The sequence below is a fragment of the Micromonospora sp. B11E3 genome, assembly GCF_039871625.1.
Taxonomy (GTDB): Bacteria; Actinomycetota; Actinomycetes; order Mycobacteriales; family Micromonosporaceae; genus Micromonospora.
Window position 1 is genome coordinate 34,367 of sequence record NZ_JBDPMC010000048.1, and the last position, 19,227, is coordinate 53,593.

Annotated in this window: 13 protein-coding genes and 1 pseudogene; 4 read left to right on the forward strand and 10 right to left on the reverse strand. The window is 69.8% G+C overall.

Annotated features, from left to right (window positions below; all coding sequences use genetic code 11):
• Positions 1-122: 122 nt before the first annotated feature.
• From ABGB16_RS22185 to ABGB16_RS22195, 3 genes are all read left to right on the forward strand, one after another.
• Positions 123-743, forward strand: a complete 621-nt coding sequence (locus tag ABGB16_RS22185; protein ID WP_347670015.1) for a hypothetical protein — start codon at positions 123-125, stop codon at positions 741-743.
• Entirely contained in the window at positions 704-1,183 is a 480-nt protein-coding gene (locus tag ABGB16_RS22190; protein ID WP_347670016.1) for an integrase core domain-containing protein, read from the forward strand. The genes ABGB16_RS22185 and ABGB16_RS22190 overlap by 40 nt, the downstream gene beginning before the upstream one ends.
• 157 nt (positions 1,184-1,340) lie before the next feature.
• Entirely contained in the window at positions 1,341-1,805 is a 465-nt protein-coding gene (locus ABGB16_RS22195; RefSeq protein WP_347670017.1) for a hypothetical protein, read from the forward strand.
• A gap of 197 nt (positions 1,806-2,002) precedes the next feature.
• Here ABGB16_RS22195 and ABGB16_RS22200 read toward each other — a convergent pair whose 3' ends face one another.
• From ABGB16_RS22200 to ABGB16_RS22245, 10 genes are all read right to left on the reverse strand, one after another.
• Complete coding sequence (locus ABGB16_RS22200; RefSeq protein WP_347670018.1) at positions 2,003-2,167, reverse strand: transposase; 165 nt, start codon at positions 2,165-2,167, stop codon at positions 2,003-2,005.
• A gap of 32 nt (positions 2,168-2,199) precedes the next feature.
• Complete coding sequence (locus ABGB16_RS22205) at positions 2,200-2,592, reverse strand: hypothetical protein (RefSeq protein ID WP_347670019.1); 393 nt, start codon at positions 2,590-2,592, stop codon at positions 2,200-2,202.
• Positions 2,593-3,318: 726 nt separating this feature from the next.
• Positions 3,319-5,046, reverse strand: coding sequence for an alpha/beta fold hydrolase (locus ABGB16_RS22210; RefSeq protein WP_347670020.1), 1,728 nt, complete (start codon positions 5,044-5,046; stop codon positions 3,319-3,321).
• A 201-nt stretch (positions 5,047-5,247) separates the two neighbouring features.
• Positions 5,248-7,125 (reverse strand): hypothetical protein, encoded by a 1,878-nt coding sequence (locus ABGB16_RS22215; RefSeq protein ID WP_347670021.1) that lies wholly within the window; start codon positions 7,123-7,125, stop codon positions 5,248-5,250.
• Complete coding sequence (locus tag ABGB16_RS22220) at positions 7,115-7,969, reverse strand: GNAT family N-acetyltransferase (protein WP_347670022.1); 855 nt, start codon at positions 7,967-7,969, stop codon at positions 7,115-7,117. Before ABGB16_RS22220 ends, ABGB16_RS22215 begins: the two co-directional genes overlap by 11 nt.
• The gene (locus ABGB16_RS22225) at positions 7,966-10,581 is read right to left on the reverse strand and encodes a lanthionine synthetase LanC family protein (RefSeq protein WP_347670023.1); all 2,616 of its coding nucleotides are present in this window, start codon (positions 10,579-10,581) and stop codon (positions 7,966-7,968) included. Before ABGB16_RS22225 ends, ABGB16_RS22220 begins: the two co-directional genes overlap by 4 nt.
• 119 nt (positions 10,582-10,700) lie before the next feature.
• On the reverse strand, positions 10,701-10,829 hold the full coding sequence (locus ABGB16_RS22230; RefSeq protein WP_347670024.1) for a hypothetical protein: 129 nt from the start codon (positions 10,827-10,829) through the stop codon (positions 10,701-10,703).
• Between the two features lie 681 nt (positions 10,830-11,510).
• Positions 11,511-12,125 (reverse strand): hypothetical protein, encoded by a 615-nt coding sequence (locus ABGB16_RS22235; RefSeq protein ID WP_347670025.1) that lies wholly within the window; start codon positions 12,123-12,125, stop codon positions 11,511-11,513.
• 6 nt (positions 12,126-12,131) lie between these two features.
• Positions 12,132-15,590, reverse strand: coding sequence for a protein kinase (locus ABGB16_RS22240; RefSeq protein ID WP_347670026.1), 3,459 nt, complete (start codon positions 15,588-15,590; stop codon positions 12,132-12,134).
• A 9-nt stretch (positions 15,591-15,599) separates the two neighbouring features.
• Positions 15,600-16,190 carry an SAVMC3_10250 family protein gene (locus ABGB16_RS22245; protein ID WP_347670027.1) on the reverse strand — a complete coding sequence of 197 codons (591 nt, stop codon included), beginning with the start codon at positions 16,188-16,190 and terminating at the stop codon, positions 15,600-15,602.
• Between the two features lie 1,563 nt (positions 16,191-17,753).
• On the opposite strand from ABGB16_RS22245, the pseudogene ABGB16_RS22250 reads away from it, so the two are divergent.
• Positions 17,754-19,227, forward strand: a pseudogene (locus ABGB16_RS22250) (hypothetical protein); the annotation flags it as partial.

Here is a 19,227-nt window from a genome sequence, read left to right on the forward strand (position 1 = left end):
GTTTCCGCAGGTCAGGCCCTTACGATCTTGTGCGCCCGAAGGGACTCGAACCTGTACGGTGCCAATACCTGTCGCACCTGGTGTGAGCTAGGGCTTCGTGAGTTCGGGGCACCTTCGTGACCATGGTGTTTCGATTGATCTATCTGGTCACGATCCGCGTGCTCGACGCCCTGCTGCGCGCGGCCCGAAGTGACAACGTCGTGCTCGCGGAACTGCTGGCCCTTCGCCATGAGGTCGCGGTGCTGCGCCGCCAGGTCCACGGCCGACCACGCCTGTCCTGGCCAGACCGGGCGATCCTGTCCGCGCTGGCCCGGCGGCTGCCCCGTGCGGTCCGCGCCCACCGGATCGTGGCCCCGGCGACCCTGCTGGCCTGGCACCGCCGGCTGGTCCAACGTCGCTGGACCTACCCCCACCGCGGCGGCCGACCGCCCGTCAGCGACGAGACCCGCCAGCTCATCCGCCGAATGGCCCGGGACAACCCCCGCGGCCACAAGAGAATCCAGGGCGAACTGCTCGGACTGGCCACCGCGTCGGTCTCGGCACCATCCGCCGAGTCCTGGCCCGTGGCCGCCTCGGCCCCGCACCTCGCGACACCGACACCACCTGGCGGACATTCCTGCGTACCCAGGCCACCGGCCTGCTGGCCGCCGACTTCTTCCACGTCGATACCGTATGGCTGCGCCGCCTGTACGTGCTGGTCGTCATGGAGATCGCCACCCGCCGGGTCCACCTGCTCGGCGTGACCGAGCACCCGACCCAGGCGTGGGTGACCCAGCAGGCCCGCAACCTGCTCATGGACCTCGGAGAACGCACCAGCGACTTCCGGTTCATGATCCGCGACCGCGACACCAAATACGCCGCATCGTTCGACGCCGCACTCGCCGATGAGGGCGTACAGGTGGTGAAGACACCGCCGCGCACACCGAAGGCGAACTGTTTCGTCGAACGATGGGGCCGCAGCATGCGCGAGGAGTGCACCGACCACGTCCTGATCTACGGCCAGCGGCATGTCAGGGTGGTACTGACCGAGTACGTCCGACACTTCAATCACCATCGGCCGCACCAGGGGCGCGGGCAGGTACCACCCAACCGTGAGCCGGGCATCGTGATGCCGATCGACGGCGTTGTCCGACGCCGACGACGACTGGGCGGGGTCATCAACGAGTACCACCGGGCCGCTTAACCGGATCTTTGAATTCGCAGGTCAGCAACTGGAACCGAGTTTTGGGCACCCTACAGGCCAGCCAGCGGACACGAGTCTCAGCCGCAGCCGCCGTTGCGCGCGTCGTTCCTGCAGCGGCACGCTGTCGTCGCGAGTCCTGACCGATCGAGCTGGCAAGATGGCCAGGACTCGGCGGCACGACACTGGGCACTCCGGGGCGCGCGCCGACAACCGGTCGAGGTCACTCACCGACGGGCAGGCGGTCGGAGCACTGGCCGTTCCCGTCGGGCACTACCAGCAGCCTCACGCCAAGGTGTGGATCGACGCCCGCGTCGAACAATGGAAACAGGATGGCGAGCGGCCCGCCGTGGCCGTGTGGACCGCTGAGCAGCTGACCACCTTCCTTGGCACCTTCTTCTTGTCGAAGACCGCGAGTTCGGTGATCAACTCGGAGGCCAACTGCCGTCCGGTACGGCCGACGATGTCGCGCGGGCGGACCGTGTTCAGCAGGGAGCGGGCCTGCGGGGCGGACAGACATTCCTTCGCCCCGCCTGACACGAGTTCCAGCAGGGGTGTGCAGGCGGCTGATGCTCTCGGTGCGGGCCTGGCCCAGGGGCGGCCACCGCGCCGAGCCCGGACGTAGACACCGAGATATCACTGACACTGAGGGCCGGAAGCAACAGACCAGCTGGCCGTGCTCGGAAGGCTGCACGGGCACCTGTCGGTGCAAGCACCTGTGGTGGGCGCGGCGGCCGATCACCGGCACGGACTGAGCCGCCCTGAACTGGCGGCCCGGGCCTTGTTGCGGATGGTCCGGGCCGCTCCACATCCTCGCCGTGGTCAGGCCTTGACTGCCGTATTGTTGTACTTCACCCAGTTGGCCAGGGTCCCGCTGTTGATCCCCAGGTCACGGGCGACCTGAGCGATCGACTTACCCGTCTCACGCACGATGCGCACCGCACCGGCCCGGAACTCCGGATCGAACTGCCGTCGCGTCTCAGCCATGAACCTCTATCCCTCAAGCTCTGGCCTCCACGCTACGAGGGGAACGGCACGTACGCGCGCACGACCGCGACCGGGCGGCCCAGCAGCAGCGCGAGGTGCTCGTCACCGGAGCGGCCGGTCAGGTCCACCGTCCACCGGGTCGTGTCCAACGCCCGCAGCAGCGCCTCCAAGGCGCTCTGCCCGACGCCTGCGGCGCGCACGTCGCGTCCGGCGGCGGCGAGCGCGTTGTCGGCCGCCAGCAGTCCGTCGGCGAAACGGCCCAGGTCGGGGTTCGGCAGGAACCGCCTCGGCGCGGCACCCAGCGTGGCCGACCGTCCCGGGTCCTCCTCCCACGCGGTCACCCGCTCCTGGTCGGGGCGCAGCCGCCCGTACGCGGTGCCGGCGGCGTCGAAGAACTCCAGCGTGCGGTCGGTCGGCGACGGCACCAGGTAGCCGCAGACGGGTCAGGCCCAGCCGCCCTCCGGCAACTGCAGTACCTACTCGCGACCTGGCTCGGGTTCTGCTCCCTCTGCCGCCAACTCGTCCAAACCTAACAAAGCACTACTAACCCTCTCCGCGTGACGCCATTCGACGAGCCACGACACGTGCCAGCGACGAAGGGTCCAGCCGACGAGCGACGGCACTTGCCAACGCCGAAGGGTCCCTCCCGCCAGGAGAGACGAACGCCTGCCGCCCACCGGGTGTCGCCAACCGACGGGCCACCGCACTCGCCAGCGCCGAAGGGTCCAGTCCGCCGACGCCAGCGGGCGTCTGCATCACACCCGGTGACCCCATCCGACGAGCCACGACACCTGCCATCACCGAAGGGTCCAGCCGGCGAGTCACGGCGCTTGCCAACGCCGCAGAGTCCAGATGACGCACAACAGCATCGGCGAGAGCGGTGGCGAGAGCGCGGGCGCTTGATGGCCCCACAGGCATGCCGGTGTTCATGTTCCGCCTCCTTCACGTTTACGAATGGCATTTGGGCTATTTGCCCGTGAGATGTCCAATGGTAGCTTTGCCTGTTCTGAGGCTAACAGTGGACCTCCTGGCTCGTCCGGCAATGCTCGAACCCGCATGCCCCGGCATGACGGAGCCGCCCGGGGTCGCATACGGACGGAACCACCACAGCCGGCCATGCCGCCGCCGGCCGGCGACGCGCCACCGCAGGGTCAGCAGCGCCCAGCGGCGGGCGGCGCGCCACGCCAGGGCTGACCGGCAGGATCGGGAGGGGACATGGTGGGTCCTGGGCGCGCGGCCGATTCGGCCAGGACGGGTCGGGGGATGTGGGCGCGCGCGAAGTGGGTGAGCACCGCCTCGCACCAACCTGGCCAGTCCACCGGCGTGTGCCCGCCGGTGTCCTCCAGGTATCGGAGGTACCCCTCGGCGTGCGGCAGCGCCCTGATGCGTTCGACGAGGCGGTGCGACTGCTCGACGGGGCAACGGTCGTCGTGGCGTCCGTGCCCGACGAGCAGGCGGGTTCGGGCGAGGGCCTGTGCGCGGCTGATCGGGCTGCGCTGCCACAGACGCTGCGGGTCCAGGCGTAGCTCGCCGAGTTCGGCCGCGAGCCAGCGCTGACGTACGCCGCGTGCGGCGCCGCAGAGTGCGGGCAGATCCGTCACCGGCGCCCAGACCGCCGCAGCGGCCAGCAGGTGCGGCTGCTCACTGGCCAGCAGCAGCGCGAGGTACGCGCCGTAGCTCTGCCCGTAGACACACACCGGTTGTCCGGCAACCTCCCGATGCAGGGTGTGCAGGCGCTGTGTCACGGCTGCGGCGTCGACGCCGCCCCAGTCGCCGCGACTCCGTTCGCGAAAGTGAGGGCCGTATCCGGAGCTGCCGGGATAGTTCAGGCCGATGACGGTCCAGCCAGCCTGGGTCAGGGCTGCGATGACCGGGTCGTACTCCTGCTTGAGCAGCCCGCGTGGGCCGCCGTGCAGGAACAGCACGATGCCGCCGTGGCTGTCGACGGTGGGTTGGAACACCCATTCGGGCAGCTCGCCTACGGCGCCGTCCTGGATGGTGCGGTGCTGCCAGCGCAGGGCCGGGGCGCGCCGGGCGCGGGCGGCGGGCCGCCAGGGGCGGGCCTCGCCGGTGGGCAGGGCCCAGCGGGTGAAGGCCGGCGCTGCGGCCGGGGACTGGTACCAGCCGAGCAGGTGCCGCTCGTCGGCGCACAGGCGCACGTCGGTGGCCAGGCCTGGCTCGGGGTACAGGGCGGCGGTGGCGCGGCCGGTGAGGTCGAGAATCGTATAGGTGTGACGCTGGTCGGTCCAGGCGGTGGTGAGCAGCGCCGCACCCGACGGTGCCAGCTCTACGCTGGAGCCCTTGACGTGCTCGCCGAACCAGCGCATGGCGCCGCTGATGGTGTCGTAGACCCCGGGTACCAGCTGGTCGGCCGGGTCGAGGCCGGTAAGGGCGAGCAGTCCGTGGCGCTGCCCTGCGGCCGCGACGGGGCGGATCCCGCCGGTGGTGGGCAGCGGGACCGGGGTGCAGCCGGTGTGGTCGTATCGGTAGAGATGCACGCCAGCGGGTACGGTGGGGTCGCCGTCGAGCAGGCCGACGGCGAACAGCGCGGCGGCCGGGTCCCAGGCGTCGATACCGCGTACCTGGGAGATGTCGGGCACCGGCAGGTAGGAGTCGGTGTCGCTGCGGTACAGGTAGAGGGCGGCCCCCTGCGGTCGGTTCAACGCCACCAGGACCTCGAGATGTCCGCGGTGGCTGGTGCGACAGCTCACAGGACGGCCGAGCACCTCGACGCTCGCGCCGGAAACCGCGCCGGTGTGCGCGTCGACGAGTTCGACGAGGCTGCGGTGGGCGCGTCGCCAGCGCGCGAGGTGGTGGCGATCGGCCCAGCCCAGCATCCGCCATCCGGGCTGGGCGTCAGCGTCCGTCCAGATCGGCACGGAGTGGCATGGTGTGCCGTCTGGGTTGAGCGCCCAGCAGGCGAGGACATACAAGGTGTCCCCTGGTGGCGCCTGACCGCCGGTCGTGGTGGCGGCGCGCGTGGGGTGGACGGTCACCGCGCGACTGCGATCGGGGGCGAGGGACAGGTGGCGCGGTGGCGTACCCCATGGCGCGCCGGTGGTGACGCTGGGCATTCCTGCTCACCGCCGCACTGGCAGGGCGGCGAGCGGAGCAAGGTCGGCCTGGACCGCGCGCTGGGCGGCCAGGGTCGCCTGCATACGGGTGAGGGCTGCCGCAACGGGCTCGCCGGGCTGGACCCGTAGGGTGTCGATCATGGCCTGGAGCGCCTGGGGGGCGCTCTGGCGCATGCGCTGAGCCGCGTCGAGGTACCAGTCGGCGGCGGCGCGGGTGTCATCCGCCGTCAGCCTGGCTGCGGCCAGCCGGCAGCACACCCCCACCACGGCGCGTTCGAAACGTTGGCGTGGCGCGGGGTCGGTTTCGTAGCGGCGCAGCAGCCGTTCGGCGACCCGTTCGGCCTCTGTGAGCTTCCCGGCGGCCAGCAACGCCCGAACCATGGGCGGCACGACGTAGACCAGACTGGGTAGCGAGTCGGTTTCGGTGGCGAGGTGCAGCGCCTGCCGGTAGCAGTGCAGAGCCTCGGTGCGGGTGGCGGGTTGACGGGCGTGAACCGCGGCGAGGTTGGTCAGCAGCAGGACACGCTGCTCGGTCAATGCGGTGGTGGCGGGCACGTTGGGGGCGGTGAGGGCGTCCAGGCCGGCCAGTTCGGCGTGTACGGCCGCCTGGTGGTCCCCGTCCCGGTAGCGGACGAGGGCCTCGCCGTTGAAGGTGGCGGCAATGCGGCTGGCGCTGCGTTGCCGCCAGGCGGGGTCGCGCACGTAGTCGCGGGACAGGGAGAAGAGGCCCAGGCTGGCCTGACGGGCCTCGGCCTGGGCGGCTCTGGCCAGGGTCTGTCCGAGGTGGTAGGCGAACAGGGACAGCGCCTCGGAGCTGACACCGGCGCGCTCGGCGATGCGCAGCACCCTGGCGGCGGCCGGCGCCGACAGGCGCGGACGCGCGGCGATGAACGCGGCCAGGAAGAGGCTGTAGGCGCTGCTCTTGGCGACAGTCCGCCAGCCGTGCCGTGCGGCGGCGGCCAGCAGGGCGCGGCAGTACGCCAGGAGGACATCGGGGGTGCGGGCGGTGGCACAGGTGTCGCGGTTGAGGGCGGCCAGCATCGTCACCGCGTCTCCGCTGGCGGCGACGGCGGGTAGCGGTGGGCTCGGCTGCGCGGCGGTGACCATGGCGGCCAGCTCACCGCGGCGCGCCGCGGTGAGCCTGGTGTGTGCGCTGCGCGCTCGGCGCCACTGCTGGATGCCGGCGTAGGTGACCACCTGCGTGGTGTGCAGGGTGCGGGGGGCGGTGAGGGCGGCGACGTGGTCGTGGTCCCAGCCCCGCTGAGCCGCACACGACTGCAACGCGGCGGCGGGTACGTGGCCGCCGGCCAGGTGCAGGGCGTAGAGGACCTCGTCGGTGTGCCGATGCCCGCCGGTGCAGTCGCCAGCGGGGGGTTCACTGCGGGTGGCGTGGCGCAACAGGACCAGCCGCAGCCGGTTGGCCCCGGGCCCGCGCAGCCGCTGCACGCAGGCGCGCAGGAAGCCGATCTGGTCACGGGTGAGTGGACCGAACACCTCGGCCATCAAGGTGGCGTCGGCAGAGGGCTCTGTGCCGGCCAGCCACGTGTCGATCGCGGCCAGGTGGTCGTTGACGGCGGCCTCGCGTCGCTCGCGGCTGTGCAGGACCGACTCCACGGCGGACAGCAGCCGGGCGTCGGGGTCTTCGCCCGAGGCGTGACCGTGGCGCACATCGGGGCCCACCCACAGAGGTTGGTCGATGCCGTCAGCGCCGGTCCACAGGTGCAGGCGCACCGCGCCGCAGCGGATGTCGGCCATCGCCTCGACGGTGATGGCGTGGATGCGCGGCGACGGTGCCTCGATGACGCGCAGCGTCGGCCTGTCCGGCTGCCCGGCTCCGGTAGCACTGGTAACGGGCCGGGGCAGGGGCCGCAGGTCAGTGGACATCGATGTGCGCCTCCCGAGTGAGGTAGCTGGCCCGTAGCGTCGGCTGACAGCGGCTGAATCCGATCGAGCGGTAGAGCCGGTGGGCGATCCAGTTGTCCTCCACAACCTGCAGGCGACAGTCGCTCCAGCCGGCGCGGTGCAGCTGTTGCATGCTGTGTACCAGCAACGCCCGCCCCAGTCCCTGTCCGCGCACCGACGCGGCTGTGACGAGATGCCCGATAAGCGGCCGGCCCCGGTACTGCGTGACCGCGATGGCGGCGCAGGGACCGTCCTGGGTGCTGATCGTGGCACTGGCGTCGGAGATGAGTGGGCCGTAGCAGCCGCCGAGCACGTCGCGCCACACCGCCCGGTCGCCGTCGCGATCGCCCGCCGGGCTCAGCTGCACCAGGCGGTCGACCTCGTCAGGGGCGGCACGCAGGGTGGTGGTGTGGTGGCCTTCGGGCAGCGTACGGGTATGCAGGCGCAGGTGGTCGGCGTCGAGCACGGTCGCCAGGGCGTTGATGCGGTGCAGCGGGCGGACGCCTCGGGCGGCGAGTTCGGCGTCCCAGTACGCGGGGTGGATGGCCACGACCCCGCCGACGCCGTTGTGGGTGGCCAGCCAGCGCGCGGCCTGGCAGAGCAGCCCCGCCACGGCGGCGTCGCGACGTTGCGGCAGGCACTCCTCGAGGATCCACTGCTCGGGTGACGAACGAACGGCGACGGCACTGAACACGGTGACGGCGGCGCGGGTGGCGCGCAGCTGCCAGGTGTTCCCCGACCAGCAGGGGGTGAGATCGAAGCTCACCTCGTCCGACAGGCGCGTCGCGGCCCGGCCTGCAGACCGGGTGTCGGTCCTGGCCGTCAAAATTTGCTCCTCTGCGTGGTGGCGATACTGAGCGGAGCTCGAGGCAGCAGGCCGGCCAGGCGCAGCCGGAAGGAGTGCACGCCCAGGTAGCCGCGCATGTAGCTGGGTCGGGCCTGCCCGCCGCCTTCCTGCGGCCATTTCCACGCGAAACCGCTGCGTATCTTGAGGGCGTCGAGCTTGTGGCCGATACGGCGGGCACCGGCGTGGAACTGCTCGTCGCGGGTGCCATCGGCGAGGTCGAGCAGGTAGTCCCCGTCGCCAGCCAGGCCGTGGCAGCGGCAGCAGCTGCCGAAGGCACGCCCGGCGGCGATGGCGTGTCCGGCACGCGCTGCCGCGTCGCGCAGCAGCGGGTCGCCGGTGGCGGTGGCGGCGGCGAGCAGGAAGATACCCACGCCGGCCGCCCCGTTGCACCAGTGGGTCCAGGCAGTGGCCGTGTGCGGGCCGTGTCGCCAGGACAGGCCCCGCCCGCCGGCGACGGGTTCGGCCCGCTTCAGCAGGTGGTGGGCCAGACGGTACGCGGTGTCCACGGCGGCGGTGTCGTCGGTGGCGGCACCCGCGTGCAGCAGGAAATAACCGATGCCGGCGCTGCCGTGGGCGAAGCCGTAGCTGAGGGCGGAGTCCCTCGGCCACAGCAGCAGACCGTCGTGGTCCTCGGCCCGGTCGAGCAGCCGCCCTGCGATGCTGGCGACGACACGTCGGCGGTGTTGCTCCCCGCACCGACTGAGCAGCGCCAGCTGGGTCAGGCCGATCCCGGCCCAGCCGTGGGTTATGTCGAAGCCGTCGTGGTCGTGCGCGGCGAGCGCATCGGCCAGTGCGTCGGCGCGGCGCCGCCAGGTGGCGCGCCGGTGCGGATCGGCGACGGCGAGTTCATCCATCAGCCACGGCAGCGCACCGAGGCCGAAGTGCAGGCCGGCTGGCGTCTGCCCGGGCAGGTAGGGGTGGGTGGTGTAGGTCCATTCCAGCAACTCGGCGGTGTGACCGAGCCATCGCTGCTGCCCGGTGGCCGCCCACAGGTCGAGGTAGAACCGGGCGATGCCGGCGGTGCCGGAGTGCAGGCAGGCGGGGTGGAACACCCGCGACGCCCAGGGCCGCGGCCATGGCCAGGTCCTGTTGTCCCATTCCACTCGGCCGACGAGCTCCTCACCGGCCTCGACGGCCTCGGTGAGGATCTGCTCCGGTGACGTTTCTGGCACCGGCCGCGTGGGGGCCACGTGGCCGGCGAGGTGGGCGCGGACGTACTGCAGGTCCGCAGCCACGGAGCCCGTGTCGTCGGGGCCGAACGCGTCGAGGATCGCGTCGACGTGCCCGCCGATTCCGGCGGACGGGCTCAGGTAGGGGTCGATGCCGGTGAGGATGAAGTGGGTGACTGCGGCCAAGGCGTACTCGTGGTCACCGCTGTCGGGGTCACGCCCGGGCCCGCGTGGCCGGGCGTAGCCCGGTGTCCAACCCCCGAAGGGGGGCTCGGGTGAGCCCGTCAGCTCGAACAGCTCCACGTCGATCGCACGGTAGTGGTCACCGTCGACGAGGATGTTGTTCGGGGTGAAGTCACGCGGGTGGACCCCGTGGGCGCGCAGCCCTTGCGCCAACTCGGCGACCCGGCGACACATGTGGTGCAGCACGGCCGCGCTCACGGGCTGCCGGTAGTTGATGTCCTCGATGCGGCGCCGCAGCGTCACGCCTGGCAGGAACTCCTCCACCAGGTAGACGTTGCCCTCTTCGACGAACAGGTTGAGCGGCTGCGGTGCCAGGCCGGTGCCGGCGAGACGGCACAGGATCACCCATTCGTTGCGCAGCCGTGCGGTGGTGTCGCGGCCCAGCACGTCGGGGCAGGTGCCGGCGCGGCCTTCCTTGACCACCACCTTCCGGCCGCGCCACACCCCCCGATAGACGCCACCCTTGGCCGACTGGCGCAGCACCTGGTGTATCGCGATGCCACGACCGAACAGCCCGCCGCCGCGAGCGCCGCGGGGCCGGTGGGACGGCCCGGGGTCGGCCAGGCCGGCTGGCGGCACCACCCACGCGGGCCGGTGTCGCCCAGGGGCGCGTTCGTCGGGCACCCGCCGACCCTGCGGATCGACGATGAACCCACTGCGCCGCTGCTGCGCCCCGGTGAACCCGACCTTCGAGGTGAACGCCCCGTAGCGCAGGTACACGTTGCTGCCGCGCTGGTAGCGCCGGTCACCAGGCACGACGGGGGCGTCGAAGTGGCAGGTCGCCTCGTGCAGCTGCTGCGCGAGCGTGGCCAGCAGCTCATCGGTGTCGAGGTAGACGGTGATGAACTTGCCAACCTGCGTCAGCGGCGTCGGTGGGGTGCACAGCCGCACCAGTTGCGACAGGGAGTGGGCGGCCTTGAAACGTAGCCGTACCGGCATCACGGCCGCGGCGACAGCACGGAGGGTGGCTGCGGCGTGCACCGGCACCGCGCTGACGTGCAGCTTCCAGCCCTGCTGCGCCAGACGCCGGTCGGTGACGGCGTCGAAGTGCCACCAGCCGGCGTCTGCGTGCAGTTGGTAGGTGTCGGCCCACGCCACAGCGAGGCGGTGCGCGGTGTCGGTCACGGGGTCGACGAGGTGGCCGGAGTCGCCAACGAGGTGCCCGGCGTCGATGGACATGGTGGCTCCGTGAGGTCTCGGGCAGGATCAGGCCAGACCGGGGGCGGATCGGATGGGGACGGTGGCGGGCTGCGGATCTGGCACGACGGCCTCCGCAGCCCCCCACCGCATCGCCCTACTCATTCCTTCTCACTCTGCATCGTCCACGTGCACAGCGTGCAGAGTGACGGGTCCTCCAGCAGGAACTCGTCGTCGCCGTATCCCAGTTCTAGGAGGTCCTCGGCAGTCAGCGGCTCATGCTCCGACATTGATCACACCTCCCTCCACTGCTGTGACATCGACGACCGGCACACCGCTCGCGGCCAGGCAGACGCCCCGAGTACCCGACTGGTACCGGTGGTTGACCTCCGCGAGTCGCGCCCGTGTCTCCCATTGGCTATTTTGCCCGTACTACGCCAGGGTGGGGCGAACTCGACAAAACGGGTTGCTGTAAACCCCAGCAGAGGGCAGGCCGGATCATCCACCCGTGGCCGCTGCAGCGACCTCGCCGTTCCGCAGCGCGGGATTGCCTGCCTCCGACAGGACCCCGTCAGCTGTCCGTGGCCAATGAAAGAGGCCGCTCCACTTCTTGTGGAGCGGCTGCCCGCGTGACCCGTCGAGGCAGCATCATGCACAGGTTCTGGTCTACCGGCGGGCTTGTGGACGTGTGGCTGCTCGGTGGCTGCTCATCCGACGAGCGTCCCCTACGTCCCGGCCTGTCCGGGGATTCCGGGGGGTTCCGGTCCGGTCCAGCGGTCGCTGGGCTGAATGATCACCGAATCAATCATCGGGAGCCGATGTCGTGGACCCCCGGTCCGGCGGGGTATCGGCGCGTCGCCGTCAACGGACGGATAAAGCAAAGAGCCTGACCCGCGTTTTCGGCTATTTTGATCTTGTGCGCCCGAAGGGACTCGAACCCCTAACTTTCTGATCCGTAGATCGCGGCTGGCCTACTGGTCAGGGATGGAGATGCCGTCGCCGTCGAGGGGCGAGCCGTCCAGTGCGCGGTCGGTCTCGACGGCGGTCAGTTGCACGCTCACGTCGCCGTCGGAGGTCGGGAAGCGGGTGAAGTTCAGCAGGACGAATCCCGATCGCTTGCTGCCCCGCACGGCGTTGTTGAGGGGTGTCGTGCGCACGCCCTCGACGAGCCACTGGTGGAGCGGTTGCGCGTCCTCGTCCCGCCAGCCTTTCAACCGGGCGCGGTGAACCGCCAGGGTCAGCTTCTCGGCCAGGTATGCGGGGTCGCAGACGCTGACGATCGTCAGATCGAGCTCCTCGAACCGGTGCGCCGCCCCGAACTGCCACCGTACCCGCACCTCACGGACGCCCGGGGTCAGCGGCCGGCCGAAGAACATCCAGTCGTACGCATCCATGAAGGGCGCGTGGCGCTTGAGCCAGCTCTCCCTGTCCCGCTCCAGCACAACCCAGGGCGAGGGGATCTCGTTGAACTCGTCGGTCCACACGACCTCGGGGATTTCCCAGGTTTCCAGCCAGGATCTGACGCGTTCCCGGTTGGCCACGAACTTCGCTCGCAGTTCGTCGTGCTGACGGCGGCGTCTAAGCACGGTCGATCACTCCCCGTAATCCCAGTCGAGGCCCCAGATACGGACATTGCCCTGGTGGTCGCCGGTGACGACGGTGCTGAAGGAGGCATCGGCGCGTACCGCGTTCACCCGGGCGGGATGGCCGTGCAGCGTCCGGATCCGGCGTCCTGTTCGCAGATTCCAGACATCGACGGTCTGGTCTCCCGGGTCCCCGGCAAGGGCGAATCCTCCGTCCGGAGACACCGCCACCTCCTCGATCCCGTAGGTGGGATGGGCGGGATCATCGAGAATTCTCCCGTCGAACACCAGATCTCCGTTCGCGACGTTCCAGACGACGAAGCCCTTCAGACCGGCGATGGCGGCAAGGCGACGGGCGTCGGTGAAGGCCAGATTTGCCGAGGAGCTGTGCTTGACCCACTCGAGGTGGTACAGCGGGCGCCTGCCGCCCGGGCGCCACGCGGTGAGGCGGGTCATCTCGGCCATCAACAGCACGCCGGAGGCGAAGCGGATCTCCGTATGCGGGTCGACGTGCGTGAAGGTCTTCACGGACTTTCCCGTGTCCATCGACCGGACTTCCACGGTGGTCGTATTGCCGGTTCGCAGTTGCACGGCGATCAAGCGGGACTTCTCGTCGGTCGTGACGCCGACGATCGTTCCGCGCCCGGTGCGGATCGCCGCGACGCAGGCCGCCGCCTCCAGTGACCACAGCGTCGCCAGCCCGTGCCCGAATCCGACCGTCAGCAGGTCGCCCGAGAGGTCGAGCGTCGTGTTCCCCTCGTCGCGGGGCAGGGCGCCGGCGACCCTGAACCGCGGCCGGAACGTCACGGTGTCGTGGCAGGCGACCGACCCGTCCGAGTAGCCGATGACCAGGTCACATCCGGCTCTGGCGAAGTGCAGCGTGGTGGCGGGGTTCCGTTGCTGGATCACCGAACCCGCCTTCTCAAGCGTCTCCAGGTCGAAGATCTCGACCTCGTCGACGTTGGCGGGAAAGGCGAACAGTCGCCCGGAGTCGCTGACGTCGAAGGTTCCACGGGTGAGCATCAGATTGGACAACTCCTGCTCCACCCAGATGCCGGTCAATCCGGTCCGCCGCAGGTTCCGGCCTGCGGCCCGTGACGCCCGACGCAGGCGAGGATGGCGGTCATAGCCGGGAATGGCCCTCGCCTCGCGGATCGCGTCGGCCGCACGCCGACCCTCCCCGGCCACGATCATCCCTTCGATGCGTTCCATGACCTGCTCGAAGGCTCGTTCCTCGTGCGCGAGGGCACCGACCGGGCGGGGCGGCGCATACGACCAGGGGGCGAGATGTCCGCTGAGCGGCATGGGGAGGCGGGACAGCGACGTCTGGCCGCGGTGGTAGCCGTCCGATTCGGCGATGACGGCGTACCCGCAGTCGCCGCTGAACGCCGTGGCGTCGCGATGCGAACCCCGCTCCCAGTCCTTGGGGAAGGTGCGGACGCACCGGCGGATGGCGAGCTCGAGGACCTGGAGGTCTCCGGTCCCGGGGTCGAGCAGGGCCCAACCCGCACGGCCCGAGACGCCGAGCATGCGGCATCCCATGAGCCAGGGAACCTCCCACCGTCGTGGCTCGGCCCAGACCCTCATGTCCACCATCATCATGGAGCGGAAACCGAGCCTCAGGACGACTGAGCCGTCCGCGGCCAGGGCGACCTTCCGGTCGTCAAGATCCATCTTGTCGGGAGGTATGAACAGGCCCCGCATCCTGGTGCGACGCAGGGGCCACCACTGCTCCACCCGGTGATCGACGTCGGAGTTGTGAAGCCCCAGCGAGGCGGAGACGCACACCTCGGCGTCCTGGCCGAGGATCACCCGGGTGACCCTGCCCTCATGGGGCTGGATGTCGACGACCGACTCCCATCCGCCGGTGCGGAAGACGAGGACGCGGCCGTCGGCCGTTCCCACAGCCGCGAAGCCGCCCTCGGGGCTGAGCGCCACGGCCGTTCCTCCTTCCAGCCGGCCTTCGAGATCGGCGGTCCCGTCGGCGAGACGCCACCGCTCGACCAGCGAATCCTGGTAGCAGACGAGGACCCGGGCGCCGGCGTGGTCGATGGCGACGTCGACGGGAGTCCGACCGGAATCGGCGAGTTCACCGACAACCCGGCCCTCGAACGCGTTCCAAATCCGCACCCGGCCCGACTTTTCGGCCACCACCACGTGTGTCGCGTCGTGGTCGCAGGCCATCGCCACGACCTTGCCGGACACCTGCCCGAACACCTCGAGCGTGCCCCTCGGCTCCAACTGGGCGCAGCGTTCGCTCGCGGCCGCGATCTCGGGCGAGCCCGGATGCTTCCGGTTCGCCTCGGCCAGGTGTTGCGCCGCGAGGACACCGTCGCCGCGTTCCATGTGCACCATCGCGGCCAGGTAGTCCGCTTCCCAGGAGTCGCCGGTGGCGTGCAGTTCCGACAACAGCGTCTCGTCGGTGACGAGCCCGTCGGCCCACCTGATGATCCCGTGGTTGTAGACCGCGCGGACGTTGTGCGGGTCGATCGCCTTCGCCCGCTCGAACAGCTCGATCGCCCGGCTCTGCTCGCCGAGGTCCCACAGCGACAGCGCCTTGTTGGACAAACCGTCCGCCCTGAGGGACGGCGAGACCCGGTTGGGATGCGGGTAGTGGCTCCCGGCACGGTCCGCGTACACGTCCAGGAGGACCGCCTCCGCTTCACCGGTGTCGCTGATCCGGGACCGGGGATCGCGCGCGAGGCAGCCCGTCAGGAGGTCGCGCAGCGCCGACGGGAGATCGTCGCGCAGCGCCGCCAGCGCGTCCGCACCGTCGTGGCCCCACTCCCAGAGCCGACGCCCGTGCAGCAACTCAATCACCGTCAGCGCCCAGGACCACATGTCGCTGGCCCGGCCGATCCTGCTGTCCGGATCGACCTGTTCAGGCGAGCAGTACTGCGGCGTGAACCCGCCGAGCGTCGCGTACGCGGTCTCGGCACCGCCCTGCGGGGGTTGGACGACGGACGCCTTCGCCTTGGCCGTTCCGAAGTCGGTCACCCTCGCCGTCTCGCCGTCGTACATGATGTTGGAGGGCTTGATGTCCTGGTGCACCAGACCCGCCGCGTGGGCGTGCCCGATGCCACGCAGCATCTGGATCGCCACGTCGAGGGCCCGCGGCACGTCGCGGCACCGACCCTCCCGCACCGCCGCGGTCAGGTCGCCGCCCGTGACCCATTCTGCGAAGATCACCGGGTACGCGCCGACGCGCTGCACGTAGTTGCAGCCGACCACGTTGGGATGGGGGTCGAGATCGGTCCAGGCCTGCGCCTCCTGCGCGAGCAGGTCGAGAATCCCGGGTGCCACGGCCAGGTCGGGGCGGGGCGTCTTCACGGCGAGGTCGACGCCCCAGGCGAGGTGATGGGCCCGGTACACGAATCCCATGCCGCCCGTCGCGACGACCTCCTCGATGCGGAATGTGTTGAGGACGGTCTCCCCCGGTTGCCACTGGATCACCTGCTCCGCGTTCACACCGAGGCCCTAGTCGACGAGCGCCACGTAGATCGGGCTGCCCAGCAGAGTGCCGTTCGGCCCGGACTTCTCGGCCAGCCGCTTGGCGATGAACTCGACTCGTTGCGTCGGGCCCGGCAGCGCGGCCCCGATCTGCGACAGCGATTCGTGGAAGCGCTCGTCGTCGAATTCACCCGGATCCGGTTGCAGTTCCTGAAGCTTGCGGAACAGGTACGGCGGGACCGATCCGAGCGGTTCGGCATCGCCGCCGCCGACCACGTGCGACGCCGACCCGCCCAGGACGATGACCTGGTCGTCGAGCGTCCCCGCGAAGACCACGATCCCGGCGGTCGGGAAGACCTTCCAGCGCATCTCCAGGCATGCCTGAAAGTAGGGGCCTGGCTCGGCGGCGGTACCGATCTGGTCGGCGTCCTGCAGGTGCCGGATCACCTTCTCCAGCTTGTCGAGGTCGTGGCGCTCGGGCAGGACCGCCTTGCGGCTGTAGCGGACGACCTTCAGATCCACGGCGAACTCGGTCTCGTGCTGTGCGGAGGAGACGACCTGTGCCGCGAGGAGCCCGATCTTGAGTTGCGACAGGTAAAGGTAGTACGTGAGGCTCACAACGCCCTCCGATGACAGGGAAAGGCCTGAATCTCAGTCTACGTGGCGCATGCTCGCACCGTCGATCAACAATTGACGCTGATCGCTATTTTGGTTGCGGTTAGATGGCCGGGGTCTGTTGCGTTGGGCGAAAGCATGAGCGACTCCGGCTTGTCCTGTAGTCTGCTTGGCCGGCGAAGTTGTCGTCTCGCGCCCGTTCCTAGTAGTGCCTTGTTAGTGAGGTTCCCCCGGTAGCTCGGGGACTTTCGATCATGCTCTGATGGAGCAGCGTAACGTGTCGTTGCTTGCGTGGATTCCTCGAGCGTGGAGGAATGATCAACTCGGGACACGCGGAGCGCGCTGCTGGCGCGTCGCCCGGGCATGTAGATTCCGTCACCCAACGCCGTTGACGTTTGTCGATTGATTTAGTGATCATCAGTCCGGCCACCTGCCGGACCAGGCCGACCCCTTCCGGAACCCGCCGGACCGGGCGCGACACAGGAGATGCTCGTCGGACGAGCAGCCACCGAGCAGCCACACGTCCACAAGCGACGAACAAGCAAAGAGCCTGACCTACGTTTCCGCAGGTCAGGCTCTTATGATCTTGTGCGCCCGAAGGGACTCGAACCCTAACCTTCTGATCCGTACCAGATGCTCTATCCGCTTAGCTACGAAGGTCTTCACGCGTCCGGCCCCGTCCGACGGGGTCCAGCCGCAACCTGCCAAGTCCTAGCAGGTCCAGGCACCATATTGCTCTTGGTGGATACCCAAGAGCCCTCCGAAGGAGGTCCTATATCCGGGCTTGTGCCCGTACGTCCGCGTCAGTTCGCCGACGTCCGAGCGGACACGGAGCAGCCATCATGACATACGTCGGCGATTCTCACCACCCACGTACGCCATCAGGATCGACTCACGTTGCCGCCGCTCGGTGAGCAGACAGCGACCCGCGGCCCGCCATCTCGGAAGACGGCACTGCGGGCACTATGCCGCGGATAGCTCCCCAGGTGGTCAAACATCCGGTTCGTGATGACGAGTCACCGTAGATGGGAGTTTTGTTGTCGCACTGAGATCGGGTGTGCGCGGTGGTGAAGGCGTGGTGAAGCCCTGACGGAAGGGGCGGAGGGCGGCTCGCGGTCAGATGGTCGCCGCCGGGCCGGCCGGGGCTGTCCCGGCGGCGGGTGTGCTGACAGAACCGGCCGTGACCTGCGCCGTGAGCCGGTGTGAGTGGTGTGGTGGGCGGTCAGGCGGCCGGCTGGCCTGGATGTGTGGTGGTTCACGTGTGGGTGGGGATGGCTCGTGTCGCCGATGTCGACTACCGTCGCTTTACGGTGAGGGGTTAGTGGCTCTCGGTGATCAACATCTTGGGTGGCGGTGGAGGCGTCGGTCGGGTTGCGGGGCGGGAAGTTGGGGCCTCGGCCGCCGGGTGGGGGCAGTGCCGAGGTCATCGCCGACGAGGTGGTCGGGGGCTGGGGTGGCGGTCAGCGCGGTTGACTGATCCGCGCTGGGTGCCCTGATTCGGGGCGGGGAAGGGAGCGTTGCGCGTTGGCTGCCGCCGTTCCGACCGTTGAGCTCGACGAGAGCGCGATGCGGGTTTTGGAAGGGTTCACCGGGTTCAAGTTGTCCCGGACGAAGCTGCCGTTGTTGTGGCAGGACATCGGCACGGCCGAAGTGCTGGAGCATCGGGTGCGTACGGTGCTTGGTCCGTTGCTGGAGCAGACGATCAAGGCGGTCGGTGAGGCGGGTGAGGGCGAGGTCTTCGACCGGTTCGTGGCCCAGACCGTTCCGTTCGTGAGGAAGATGGCCGAGACGGCCGACCTGCTGCTCGCCGTGATCGAGGCGGAGAAGAAGTTCTTCCTCGAGACGGAGACCGGCAAGCGTACGGCGGTGGCCATGTTCAGCTTCATGCAGGCCGAGTTTGCCGTCGCGGCCGCGATGTGGTTCTGGAATCCGGTGGGGGCGGCGGCACACGTCGCCCAGACACGGTCGATCATCCAGGCGGTTCTGCGTTCGGCGTTGGTCCGGTCGGCGGCGAGCGGCACGGCTGTGCAGATGTTGTTCATGCCGGGTTCTGCGTTGCTGGCCGAGGTGTCGATGATGACCGATGGTCTGCAGTCCGGGGTGAACTGGGCGGCGGTCGGTAAGCAGGCGGCGTTCGCGGGGGCGGTGGCGTTCCTCAGCACGGTGGCGGGGCCGGCGTTGGGCAAGGTCGCTGGCGCTGTCGCCGGCGCTGTCAGCAAGCTGGGCGTGTCGGATGCCACCAAGATTCTGTTGACCGATCTGCTGACGCGGCCCGTGCTGGAGACCGGCGGGGAGGTGATCTTCGGTATCGGCTCCGAGGGGATGGTGCTGGGGGACGTCACCCTCGATAATGTCGGTGCGGATCTTGTTTCCGGGGCGCTGTCGGGGGCGGGGGGGTCGGCCGCGAGCGCGCTCGGGTTCGTGTTGAGTCGCGCCGTGATGCAGCCCCGGGTGCAGGTGCCTCGCACCGATTTCACGCCGGACGGAAGGCCGGTCCTGCCGGTGGCGTCGACACCGGTTGGTGGGGACACGTCCACGGGCTACCAGAGCGGGGTCGACGATCCGAAGGCTGTGGGTGCCGGCACGCAGGCCGCGCCGCCCACGCCGCCGCCCACGCCGCCGCCGCTGCCGGCAGTGAACCTGCGCACGCCGAACCTGGACCCGTCGGTGCCGTCGTGGTCGGTGCCGTCGATGTCGATGCCGGGTGCGCCGGCGCCGCAGTGGGTCGCGGCAGCTGGTGCGCCGGTGGTCGAGCAGTGGTATCGGTTCCAGCAGGATCTGGTGGACCGCTACGGTGGGCTGCTGGCCGGGGTGGCTCGGGCGGGCAAGAGCATGGCCGGGCTTGCCGTGCCCGTCGAGCGGGTTTTCGCCGGGTGGGTCGACGCCCGGCAGGGTGATCCCGCTGTTCTGGCTTTCCTGTCCGCGGTCGGTCTGCCGGGTACCGCGCTCACCGAGGGGTATCTGACGGGTGTCCGGGAGCGGGCGGTGGCCCGGATGGCCGAGGCGTTGGCGTCCGCGGGTGAGCAGATCCCGGCCGAGG

Bases quoted from the DNA above. Each gene is read 5' to 3' on its own strand.
- ABGB16_RS22195 (WP_347670017.1), top strand. From the start codon at position 1,341: ATGGCCAGGACTCGGCGGCACGACACTGGGCACTCCGGGGCGCGCGCC.
- ABGB16_RS22190 (WP_347670016.1), top strand. From the start codon at position 704: ATGGAGATCGCCACCCGCCGGGTCCACCTGCTCGGCGTGACCGAGCAC.
- ABGB16_RS22200 (WP_347670018.1), bottom strand. From the start codon at position 2,167: ATGGCTGAGACGCGACGGCAGTTCGATCCGGAGTTCCGGGCCGGTGCG.
- ABGB16_RS22185 (WP_347670015.1), top strand. From the start codon at position 123: ATGGTGTTTCGATTGATCTATCTGGTCACGATCCGCGTGCTCGACGCC.
- ABGB16_RS22215 (WP_347670021.1), bottom strand. From the start codon at position 7,125: ATGTCCACTGACCTGCGGCCCCTGCCCCGGCCCGTTACCAGTGCTACC.
- ABGB16_RS22225 (WP_347670023.1), bottom strand. From the start codon at position 10,581: ATGTCCATCGACGCCGGGCACCTCGTTGGCGACTCCGGCCACCTCGTC.
- ABGB16_RS22230 (WP_347670024.1), bottom strand. From the start codon at position 10,829: ATGTCGGAGCATGAGCCGCTGACTGCCGAGGACCTCCTAGAACTGGGA.